General features: G+C 64.8%; 8 protein-coding genes and 2 pseudogenes. All 10 read left to right on the top strand.

The features are described 5' to 3' along the window. A pseudogene (locus ACO41U_RS08680) lies at nucleotides 1–1,167 on the top strand (hypothetical protein); the annotation flags it as partial. Nucleotides 1,168–1,177: 10 nt separating this feature from the next. Continuing rightward, nucleotides 1,178–2,407 (top strand): hypothetical protein, encoded by a 1,230-nt coding sequence (locus ACO41U_RS08675; protein WP_485943202.1) that lies wholly within the window; start codon nucleotides 1,178–1,180, stop codon nucleotides 2,405–2,407. After that, nucleotides 2,404–2,892 carry a hypothetical protein gene (locus ACO41U_RS08670; protein WP_485943200.1) on the top strand — a complete coding sequence of 163 codons (489 nt, stop codon included), beginning with the start codon at nucleotides 2,404–2,406 and terminating at the stop codon, nucleotides 2,890–2,892. Before ACO41U_RS08675 ends, ACO41U_RS08670 begins: the two co-directional genes overlap by 4 nt. A 152-nt stretch (nucleotides 2,893–3,044) precedes the next feature. Continuing rightward, nucleotides 3,045–3,566, top strand: coding sequence for a hypothetical protein (locus ACO41U_RS08665; protein WP_298779500.1), 522 nt, complete (start codon nucleotides 3,045–3,047; stop codon nucleotides 3,564–3,566). A 36-nt stretch (nucleotides 3,567–3,602) separates the two neighbouring features. Continuing rightward, nucleotides 3,603–4,217, top strand: a complete 615-nt coding sequence (locus tag ACO41U_RS08660) for a CsgG/HfaB family protein (RefSeq protein ID WP_485943198.1) — start codon at nucleotides 3,603–3,605, stop codon at nucleotides 4,215–4,217. Between the two features lie 89 nt (nucleotides 4,218–4,306). Beyond that, nucleotides 4,307–5,755 (top strand): CsgG/HfaB family protein, encoded by a 1,449-nt coding sequence (locus ACO41U_RS08655; RefSeq protein WP_298781359.1) that lies wholly within the window; start codon nucleotides 4,307–4,309, stop codon nucleotides 5,753–5,755. Nucleotides 5,756–6,028: 273 nt separating this feature from the next. Beyond that, nucleotides 6,029–6,556, top strand: coding sequence for an HdeD family acid-resistance protein (locus ACO41U_RS08650; RefSeq protein WP_485943196.1), 528 nt, complete (start codon nucleotides 6,029–6,031; stop codon nucleotides 6,554–6,556). Nucleotides 6,557–6,738: 182 nt separating this feature from the next. Beyond that, nucleotides 6,739–7,815 carry a class I fructose-bisphosphate aldolase gene (locus tag ACO41U_RS08645; protein WP_485943194.1) on the top strand — a complete coding sequence of 359 codons (1,077 nt, stop codon included), beginning with the start codon at nucleotides 6,739–6,741 and terminating at the stop codon, nucleotides 7,813–7,815. Between the two features lie 235 nt (nucleotides 7,816–8,050). After that, entirely contained in the window at nucleotides 8,051–9,112 is a 1,062-nt protein-coding gene (locus tag ACO41U_RS08640; protein ID WP_485943192.1) for an outer membrane protein assembly factor BamB family protein, read from the top strand. A 253-nt stretch (nucleotides 9,113–9,365) separates the two neighbouring features. Next, a pseudogene (locus tag ACO41U_RS08635) lies at nucleotides 9,366–10,595 on the top strand (hypothetical protein); the annotation flags it as partial.

Genomic DNA, 10,595 nt, shown 5'->3' with positions numbered 1-10,595 from the left:
GAGGACGCGCTGGCGAGTCAGGGCAAAGCGTCTTCCGAATCGTCCGCGGAGCTTGTGGCCCGCGAGGCGGCGCTGAAGGAGAAGGAGGCCGCCCTCGCCGCGCGGGAAGCCGAGTTGCAGAAGAAGGATCAGGCCTCCTCCGAGTCGTCCGCAGAGCTTGCGGCGCGGGAAGCGGACCTGAAGCAGAAGGAAGCGGCCATTGCGGACAAGCGCGAGGCCGAGCTTGCGGCCCGCGAAGCCGAGCTCCAGAAGAAGGAGGCCCTTCTGGCGGAAAAGCATCAAGCGGACCTCGAGGCACGGGAGGCCGAGCTGAAGAAGAAGGAAGCTGCTCTGAGCGAAAAGGAGTCGGCCCTTCAGAGCAAGGAAATCGCCCTGATGGACAAGTCCCCCGTCGTCGCACAGGCGGAAGTCGCCGTGCCCGACGTCAACGGGCCGGGTGCGGTCGTCGTCAAGACGGAAAACGGCCTGATGAACTGGACGGAGAACTACATCGAGGCCACGGGCATGGCGGTGGCGCCCACGGGAAAGAAGGGCGCCCAGGGCAAGGCGCTGGCGCGCAGGGGCGCGACCCTGGACCTTCAGCGCAACCTGCTGGAGTTCATGAAGGGCGTTCGGATCGACGGACAGACCACGATGAACGACTTCATGGCGGAGGACCGCGTGCGCTCCGAGATCTCCGGCATCATCAAGAACGTGGAGGTCATGCGCGGCGAGTGGGACGGCGAGGCCTATACGGTCACCGGCCGGATCAAACTGCCCCCGGTCCGGGCCGTCGTCGCACCGAAGATCCCGGCGGACAAGTCCTATAAGGAACCCAAACCCAAGAAGTCCGCGGGGCGCTACACGGGCCTCGTCATCGACGCCCGCCACCTTCCGCTGGTCCCCTCGATGAGCTTCCGCGTCCTCGACGAGTCGGGCAAGCCGGTGTACGGCATGGCGTTCGTGGATCAGGACCGCTTCCTCCAGTCGGGGCTCTGCGCCTACTACAACAACATCAACTACGCGAAGGGCGAGGTTCACGTCGCCAGCAACCCGATCGTCACCAAGGCAGTCAAGCTGAAGAACGGGAATGTGGACATCGTCATCCCGAACTCGGCTGCCGCAAAGGTCCGCGGCAGCTCCTACGACTTCCGCAAGGACTGCAAAGTGATCGTGGTTTCCAAGTAGGCGGCGTCCCATGCGAGAGCGATCGACACGAAATGCGTTTCAGCCCCTCCCCTTCGGAGGGGCTTTCAGGAGGGCGGCGCTCACGGCACTGTGCCTCGTCCTGACGCTGGGCGCAGCCACGGGGGCCTGGGGTGCGAAGAAGGCGGCTCCCAAGCCTCCGGTCGGAAAGCTCATCACGGTGGAGGCGGAGGGGTACGCCCCCATCGTCGACGGGGCGAAGAACAAGGCCCGCGAGGAGGCCAAGCGCTCCCTCCAACGCGACGCGCTGGAGAAGGCCCTTGGCGCCTACGTCACTGGCATCACGGAGATGAAGGACTTCGAGGTGGTGAAGGACAAGGTCTTCTCCCAGTCCCAGGGCCTCGTCAAGCGGATGGATATCTTGAAGGAGTGGGAGGACGCCGACGGCCTGCTCCACCTGTCCGCCTCCTGCGACGTAGCGGAGGCCGCGCTGGACGGGGTGCTGGGTCCGGTGGTCATCGACGCGCTGGGGAACCCCCGCATCATGGTTCTACTGGACGAGCGGATCGGCGACAAGCCCTCCTTCCTCTCCACCGCGGAGAGCGAGGTGTTGCGGGTCTTCGAGAAGGCGGGGTACCTGCTGGTCGACCCAACCCAGGCAGGGGCGCTGAAGGAGATCGACCTGGCCGCAGCGCGGAGCGCGGGGGACCCGGAAAAGCTACGGGAGATCGCCCGTAACTTCCAGGCGGACGTCCTGATCTACGGCAAGGCCTACGCCAGCGCCTACGCGGACCAGAAAGTGAGCGGCGTCCGCATCTATGGAGTGCGCAGCACGGTACAGCTCAAGGCGGTGCTGTCCGCTTCAGCCTATCAGTTGGGCTCCGACACCTACGAGGAAAAGCAGAAGGGGACCTCCGTCGAGGACGGCGCGATCCGGGGCCTGAAGCCGACGGCGAGCCGCGCGGGCAAGAGCCTGGTGAACAAGATCGCCTACGCGCTGATCTCCGGCTCGGCGGGAGGCATCCCCGGACGGACGATCAAGGTCAAGCTGACCGATGTCGCCTTCAAGGAGGCGAAGGCCCTCAAGGAGGAGCTATCCGGGCTCGAGGGCGTGACGGGGGTCTATCAGCGGCAGTTCCGGAAGGGTGAGTTGGAGCTGGACGTCGTCTCGGACAAGACGGCGGAGGACCTGGCCTCGATCCTCTCGGACCGGGGCTGCGAGATCGAGGGCGTTTCGGATGCCCTCGTCGAGGGCCGAGGCATGGAGGCTCCCGCACCATGAAGAACCTGAAGCGCCGGGTGGAACGAGGGGTCCTCGCGGCCGTTCTGGCCCTTTGCCTCGCGGGAAGGGCGACGGCTCAGCTTGCCGAGCCGGTCCAGGCCTCGACGGAGGACCTGCTGCAGATGACGGAGGAGAGCCTCTACGCCGACTGGGAGGAGAACCGCGCGTTCGTCCGCGGCGTGGGGCGCGTAGTTCAGAATACGGCGCAGGGCAGGCTTCTGGCCCGTCGGGCGGCCCTGACGGACGCACGCCGGGGGCTCCTTGTGCTGCGCGGGCACATCCTCGAGGACCCCGCCCTGAGGGAGCGGACGCTGTGGCTCTCCGGCCCCGTCCCCCCGGTGCGCATCCTCTCCGAGAGGATCGAGGGCGGGCTTTACTTCATCGAGGTGGAAACGGCGCTCTCCCGCCTGCTGAACAGGAACGGCGGCGTCTACGTGGCGGGCGAGATGCAGCGATTGAAGCGTAACAGCGCCCCTGCGCGCTAGAACAATAGGGCCTGCGTTTCCTGGCCTCTGAAGGTGGGCCGAGCGGCAAGCTGAGAGCAAAGCCCGCCGCCCCTGACGGCACAGGCGAGGCCCAACGGTCGCTTCGTCAAGCGCGATTTTGTAATCAAACACTTTTCATGGAGGAGATGTCAATGGCACTGAAACATTGGAGGAGCGTTTTCGCCCTCGTTTTTGGGTTGATCTTCTGTCTGACGTCGGGGACCGCCCACGCGGTTCTGCCCAAGGGCTCGATCGCGGTGCTCTCCAAGAGCGCCTCCGCCCAAGAGGCGGCGCAGGTGGCTTCGGTATTCACACGCCAGCTGCTCGCCAAGGGGTACAAGGTAGTGGACCCCAAGAAGCTGGACGCCATACGGCGCAGCAAGGCCGCGGCTCTGGCCCTGGACGGCAACGTGGACGCAATCATGAAGTTGAGCAGGCAGTACGGGTTCAGCACTCTGATCACGGCCCAGTCGGAGGCTGGACGCCCCGTTCTGAACGAGTTCCAGCTCTACACGGGCACCTCCTCCATCGCCGTCATGGTCACGGCCTCCAACGGAAGCCAGATCTACGCCGACACCGTGGCGGGCAAGCAGGTGGGCTACACCCCGTCGGAGGCCCAGCAGAAGTCGATCGAGGCCGCAGCCGCTCTGGCCGTCAAGCGGATGACGGAATAGCCGCGGCCCAGCCCGAAGGGAAGGGAGAGGTTGACCATGAAACGAAATCGAAACCTGCGCCTGCTCGTCCTGACGGCCCTCCTCGTCGGAGCGCTCGCTGTCGGAGCGGAGGCCAGGCCGACCCTGGCGGTCCGAGAGTTCACGAACAAGGCAGGGGGCAGCGTCCCCGCCTCCGCCATCACCGAGATGATGACCACCGAGCTCTTCGAGGCGGGCCTCTTTACCCTGGTGGAGCGCGAGAAGCTGAACTACGTCGGGGAGGAAATCCGACTTGGGCAATCGGGCCTGATGGACGAGTCCACCGCCCCTGAGCTGGGGAAGATCAAGGGAGCCCGCTACTCCATGACGGGGGCCGTCACGGAGTACCACTACAAGGCCGCCGGAGGGGCCGTCCCCATCCCCGGGGTCGGCGGGGTTGGGGGCGCTTCCAACACGGCCTACGTGACCCTCGACATCCGCCTCATCGACAACCAGACGAGCGAGGTGGTCTACGCCGCCGCAGCGCAGGGGGCCTCCAACCAGACGCTGGGAGGGCTCATCACGAAATACGGCGGATTCGGGGCAGGCAAGGTCAACGGCATCCTGGCCGCGGCCACGCGCAAGGCCGTGATGAAGCACGTGGAGGCCATGAGGGACCTGAAGCTGGAGTGAGCGAGGGCCGGGACCACTAGGATATGAACCCACACAGGCAATGAGTTCAGGATGGAGCGCTTGGACGAAAAGCGGAGGTGCTTTAATTCATGAGAGTGCGTAAGAGCATTGTAGCAGCGTTGTTTGCCCTGGCCCTATTTGCCGTTCCCTGCCGGGCGCAGGAGGAGAAGGTGCGAATCGGAGTCTTCCAGTTCGAGAGCAAGACGTCGGGCGTGACGCAGCAGCAGGCCAACGCCGTGATGGACCTGATGACCCGTGCCCTGGCCAGCTCGAAGTCGATCTCGGTGATCGAGAGGGATCAGCTGGACAAGGTGGGCAAGGAGATCCGGCTGGGGCAGTCGGGGCTGGTGGACGCCGGCACGGCGGCCGAGCTGGGCCGCATCGCGGGCGTGCAGTACATCCTCCTGGGCGCGGTGACGGAGCTGAACAAGAAGGCGTCGGGAGGTGCGATCCCGCTCTTTGGCAGCATCGGCATCGCGACGGGCTCGGAGGAGGCGCAGGCCACCATTGACGTCCGCATCGTGGACACCTCGACGGCCGAGGTCAGGCTGGCGCTCTCCGAAACGGGCTACTCGTCCAACGAGACCTCCGGCTTGTACATGGGCGGCGCGGTCCTGGCGGAGGGCACCTTCGACGGGCTGGAGAGCCGCGCCATCTCGGACTCGGTGACGCGCCTGGCGGCCCGAATCCGAGGAACGCTGGGCGGAGAGAGTTCGCACGTCCTTTCGGTGGCCGACAAGGAGGCCACGATCGACATCGGCTCCTCCATGGGCGCCAAGGAAGGAGCCCTGTACCTGGTCTATGCCGACGGCAAGACGATCCTTGGCATGAACGGTGAAACCATCGGCCAGGAGCGCTTGGCCCTCGCCGTGCTGAAGGTCCGGGAGGTCGCCCCCGCGTACAGCAACTGCACGTTCGTCAAGGGCGGTAAGGCAGCCCTGGTCCGCCGTGGGGACAAGGTCGAGCCGATCAGCAACAGGATGATAAAATCTCTCAAGTACGCCAGCTCCCGTCCGTCCGCCTCCAGCGGGACCTTCGACCAGATCTTTGGGAACGCCCCTCAGGACGGATCGGCTCCCGCGGCCGAGCCGGCACCGACCGATGAAACGCCGGCCTCAAACACTCCGGAACAGCCCAAACCGGCCGACGAGCCGGCGAAGGGAGACCAAAAAGCGACCGACCAGCCGACGAAGGCAGAGCCCAAGGCGATCCCTGGCTTCGACCCGAACCAGTCCACGGACTCCAAGGTCATCGAAACCTACGCCCTTTCAGGCGGGGACAAGAACCTCCTGGGGATTATGCAGCGCAACGCCTACAACAAGTTCAAGAACGGCAAATACAAGGACGCCTATGCGGAGTTCTCGCGGGCTGCGGACGCCCATCCCACCGTCAACTACCTCTCGGCCTACTGGGCGGGGGTGTCAGCACACAAGCTGAAGAAGGAGGCCGAGGCCCTCAAGTGGATCGAAAAGGCCCTCGCGATCAATCCGGACTACCAGCCGGCTCAGGACTTCAAGGCGAACACTCTGAAGAAGTGACCCCTTGAGGGATGCATTTGTTGGGCCCTGCGCAAAAAACGCGGGGCCCGACAAATGGTCCAGGCGCCTCTGAATCGCCACCCTCGCACAGACTTGACCGTGGACTGCCGAACCGTGAACGCCAGCCGAAAGGCTCTCCGAAAAGCGCAGCCCCATGTTAAAATTTCAGGGAAGCGCTGAAGGAACCCCTTAGCTTGATGATCCTTGATTACTCTCAACAACTTTTGGAGATGAATCAGCGCTTCCTAAATTCATTTTAAGGGAGTGGGCTGTATGAACTCGATGAAGACGTTGCGTTGGACCCTCTATTTGACGGGCGTTATCCTGATCCTCCTCGGCCTTTGGAGCCTGTTCTACCCCCTGGAGGCGCTGCTCTCCCTGGCGATCTACCTGGGGATCGGCTTCTGCCTGTCCGGGATCAACTACCTCCTGCCGTGCTTCTCCCTGCGCGGCGAGGCACTCTATCCCCGCTGGTTCCTGTTCCTCGGCATCATGGACCTGATCGTGGGCGTCCTCATGCTGACGCGCATCGGACTGACGGCCTTCATGATCCCCATGGTCGTAGCGGCGTGGCTGTGCTGGATCGGCATCGTGCGCCTCGTCACCTGCATCCGCCTGCGCTCCCTTCACCTCCGCGGATGGTGGATCATGCTCCTCAGCAGTCTAGCCCTCATCGCCTGCTCGTGCGCGATGTTCCTCTCGCCCCTCGTCGGCTGGCTCTCCGTCGTGGCGATTCTGTCGTCCACGCTCATCGCAGCGGGCGCGCTGAACATCCTGGAAGGGCGCATGATCTTTCGATGAAGGCAGTCATCCCGGACGATCTCCGCTAAAAGGACGTGACGTAACGCGCGGAATGTGATATCTTCATTAAGCAGACTGAACGACAGCTTGAACGTTCATCCCCTTTACCCGCCCGGAGGCCTGTCCCCGGACGCTCGACACGGTTTGACGGACTCTTGACACCTTAAGGAGGCAAAAGCGCTATGAGCAAGGACATTGAAAAGATCGAAAAACTTCTCGGCGACGAAGCGAAGGACCTTCTGGAGCACAAGTGCAAGGCGATCCCAGCGGACATGCTGCACCTTCCGGGACCGGACTTCGTGGATGAAGTCGTGGCGGCCTCGGACCGTCCCAACCGCGTCCTGAGCTCGCTGACGACGCTCTTCAACCACGGCCGCCTGGCCGGGACGGGCTACCTCTCCATCCTTCCCGTGGACCAGGGCGTCGAGCACTCCGGCGGCGCCTCCTTCGCCCCGAACCCGATCTACTTCGACCCGGAGAACATCATCAAGCTCGCCATGGAGGCAGGCTGCAACGCCGTGGCCAGCACCCTGGGCGTGCTGGGGGCCGTGTCCCGCCGCTACGCGCACCGGATTCCCTTCCTCCTGAAGCTGAACCACAACGAGCTGCTCTCCTACCCCAACAAGGCCGACCAGATCCTCTTTGCCTCCGTGGAGCAGGCCTGCGAGCTGGGAGCGGTCGCCGTCGGCGCGACGATCTACTACGGCAGCGACGAGTCCACGCGCCAGATCCAGGAGATCGCAAAGGCCTTCCACCACGCCCACCAGCTGGGCATGGCGACGGTGTTGTGGTGCTACCTCCGCAACTCCGCCTTCAAGGTGAAAGTCGACGGCAAGACGACGGACTACCACGTTTCCGCGGACCTGACGGGCCAGGCCAACCACCTCGGCGTGACCATCGAGGCGGACATCGTCAAGCAGAAGCAGGCGGAAAACAACGGCGGATACACCGCGCTGAACTTCGGAAAGACCTCGAAGTTCGTCTACGACAAGCTGACGACGGACAACCCCATCGACCTCACCCGCTACCAGGTGCTGAACTGCTACGCAGGCCGGGCTGGCCTGATCAACTCGGGCGGCGCATCGGGCGGCGAGTCCGACCTGGCGCAGGCGGTGCGCACGGCGGTCGTCAACAAGCGCGCCGGAGGTATGGGCCTGATCCTCGGCCGCAAGGCGTTCCAGCGTCCCATGAAGGAGGGCGTCGAGATCATCCACGCGGTGCAGGACGTCTACCTCTGCAAGGACGTCACCATCGCCTAAGCAAACAGCGGACGCGGACTTCAGCGGGGCTTCTATCGGAGGCCCCGCTTTTTTGCGCCCTTCAAGCACAAAAATTCAGCAAGGAGGCTGTGGCGAAAAACCGCCCTTTACGGTTTAATATTGAAATATTGCATCGCTATGGGAATTTTCGTTTGGACACGTCCCGGACGCGCGAGGCGCAGTGAGGCCCGCAGGGAGCGAGACGTGCAATTCAAGGTGCAGAGGAGGAATTGTTATGAAGGTAAATCGCGTTCTTTTCGCAGTGGCCCTGGCGCTTCTCGCCGCGCTTCCGGCAAGCCCCGCCGCCGCCTGGCGTGGCGAGGTGGGTTGGACCTTCCGGACGGACGACGGCATCTCGAGCGGCGTGGCCGTGGCGGGCAATCTGGTCATCGTAGGGGACCGCCTGGGGAAGCTCTACGCCGTTCAAAAGGCCTCGGGCGTGCCCGTCTGGGTCTACACCGGGACGAATACCGTCGTCGGGACCCCATCCATCATGGGAGACAAGGTGATCTTCGCACAGGGAAACGGAACCGTCACGTGCCTCGCCCTTTCGACCGGCACGGTTGTGTGGCAGTACCTTCCACCGGAGGAAGGATACGCCGCCGAAACCCTTGCGGACGGCACGGCCGTCGGCGACGGCAAGGTGTACCTGGCAAAGGGAGATGGCAAACTCTACGCCATCAGCGCATCCAACGGCCGCCTCGTCTGGACCTACACGGCCGATCAGGAACTGCGCAACGCTCCGGCCTTTGACGCCGGCCTCGTCCTCCTTGGCGAGCAGAACGGCAGATTCAGCGCCATCAACCCCAAAACGGGCAAACGCGTCTGGGGCGGCGGCGCGGGGGGCGCCATCAACACCCCGGCCATGAGCGACGGTTCCGTGTTCTACTCCAGTTGGGACGGCACCGTGCAGCGCGTTCGGCTCAAGGGCGTCATCCCCCTCTGGAAGAACAGCAAACCGAACGTCGGCGAGCCCATCACCACCCCCCCAACCGTCGGCGGAGGGCGCGTCTTCGTGGGGACGGCCAACGGCAAGATCGTCGCGTTGAGCGAGGAGAACGGAGCCATCCTGTGGCAGTTCGAAACGAACGGCGGCAACGTCGCGGCGCGTCCCGTCCTCGCTGAGGGCCTGGTCTTCGCTGGAGGCGGTGATGGCGTCCTCCACGTTCTGAACGCATCCTCCGGCGCAGAGCGAGCCACCTTCACGACCGGCGAAGGCATCAACGGCACGCCGGCCTTCGACGGAGGCGTCCTCTACCTCGGCAGCGGCGACGGCACGCTCTGTGCCATCTATTGACGGACCCAAGTTTCAATCTGTTCCATGCAGGACGGCCGCGCGATCCACTTCGCGCGGCCGTCTTGTACATCACAATTTAGACCCCGCAGGCAGCGTCCCCCGCAATAAAGAGAATTTGCGAAAAAAGTGCGCAAAACCGTTATAATAGGATGATGGGAGCATGCGGAAAATTCGCTTCCGTTCGCAGCCGATGAGTGCCAGGCGGGCATGAACGGCTTTGCACTTGCCGGCACGGTGATGGAGGGATCGCACAATGAACGAAAAAAACGCCCGAGAGAAGACGAACCAACCGCTCGAAGAGATGGCGCCGGCGTCCTCCACACCCCTGCGCCGCAAGCGCGGACGTCCAAGGAAGAATCCCCTACCGGAGGCCCCGACGCCTGAGGCGCACGCTACCGCGGAATCTGCAACTACAGTAGAGCCGAGTCCGGACACGACCGCGGCAGAGCCCCCACGCCGCAAGCGCGGACGCCCAAGGAAGAACCCCCTGTCGGAGGGCCCGACACCTGAGGCGCCCGCTGCCGCGGCACCTGCTGTTACGGCAGAACCTGGCCCGGACACGACCGCGGTAGAGCCCCCGCGCCGCAAGCGTGGACGCCCAAGGAAGAACCCCCTGCCGGAAACCCCTGCGTCTGAGGCGCCCGCTGCCACGGAGCCGGAAGCTACGGTCGACCCTGCTCCGGAAACGCCCACGGCAGAGCCCCCGCGCCGCAAGCGCGGACGCCCAAGGAAGAACCCCCTGTCGGAGGGCCCGACACCTGAGGCGCCCGCTGCCACGGAGCCGGAAGCTACGGTCGACCCTGCTCCGGAAACGCCCACGGCAGAGCCCCCGCGCCGCAAGCGTGGACGTCCAAGGAAACACCCCCTGCCGGAGGCTCCTGCGCCTGAGGCAACCGCTGCCGCGGAGCCGGAGACGACGGCACAGCCAGGCCCGGAGACGGCCACAGCAGAGCCCCCGCGCCGCAAGCGCGGACGTCCAAGGAAACACCCCCTGCCGGAAGCTCCTGCGCCTGAGGCAACCGCTGCCGCGGAGCCGGAGACGACGGCAGAACCTGCCACGGAAACGACCACGGGAGAGCCCCCGCGCCGCAAGCGTGGACGTCCAAGGAAACACCCCCTGCCGGAGGCTCCTGAGGCAACCGCTGCCGCGGAGCCGGAGACGACAGAGCCTGAGCCCGCTGCCGAGGCGCCCGTCGTGGAGGCGGAGGTTCCTGTGCCCTTCACCGACGTCACGCTGAACGTCGCTCCGGAGGACGAGACGCCGGAAGAACCCGCACCGGAACTGCCCTCCGAGGTGGTGCTGGAGGCGCCAGCCTTGGAACCGGAGACGACAGAGCCTGTCGCCGAGGCATTGGACGTAGAGGCGGAAGTCCCTGTGCCCTTCGCCGACGTCGCGCTGAACGCCGCGCCGGAGGACGAGGCGCCGGTAGAGCCCGCCCCGGAACTGCCCTCCGAGGTGGTGCTGGAGGCACCGACAACAGAA

The sequence above is a fragment of the Fretibacterium sp. genome, assembly GCF_057312375.1.
The sequence above is the reverse complement of the archived record's forward strand: the minus strand, read 5'-3'. Positions and strand labels throughout refer to the sequence as shown.

Bases quoted from the DNA above. Each gene is read 5' to 3' on its own strand.
- ACO41U_RS08675 (WP_485943202.1), top strand. From the start codon at position 1,178: ATGCGAGAGCGATCGACACGAAATGCGTTTCAGCCCCTCCCCTTCGGA.
- ACO41U_RS08670 (WP_485943200.1), top strand. From the start codon at position 2,404: ATGAAGAACCTGAAGCGCCGGGTGGAACGAGGGGTCCTCGCGGCCGTT.
- ACO41U_RS08665 (WP_298779500.1), top strand. From the start codon at position 3,045: ATGGCACTGAAACATTGGAGGAGCGTTTTCGCCCTCGTTTTTGGGTTG.
- ACO41U_RS08660 (WP_485943198.1), top strand. From the start codon at position 3,603: ATGAAACGAAATCGAAACCTGCGCCTGCTCGTCCTGACGGCCCTCCTC.
- ACO41U_RS08655 (WP_298781359.1), top strand. From the start codon at position 4,307: ATGAGAGTGCGTAAGAGCATTGTAGCAGCGTTGTTTGCCCTGGCCCTA.
- ACO41U_RS08650 (WP_485943196.1), top strand. From the start codon at position 6,029: ATGAACTCGATGAAGACGTTGCGTTGGACCCTCTATTTGACGGGCGTT.
- ACO41U_RS08645 (WP_485943194.1), top strand. From the start codon at position 6,739: ATGAGCAAGGACATTGAAAAGATCGAAAAACTTCTCGGCGACGAAGCG.
- ACO41U_RS08640 (WP_485943192.1), top strand. From the start codon at position 8,051: ATGAAGGTAAATCGCGTTCTTTTCGCAGTGGCCCTGGCGCTTCTCGCC.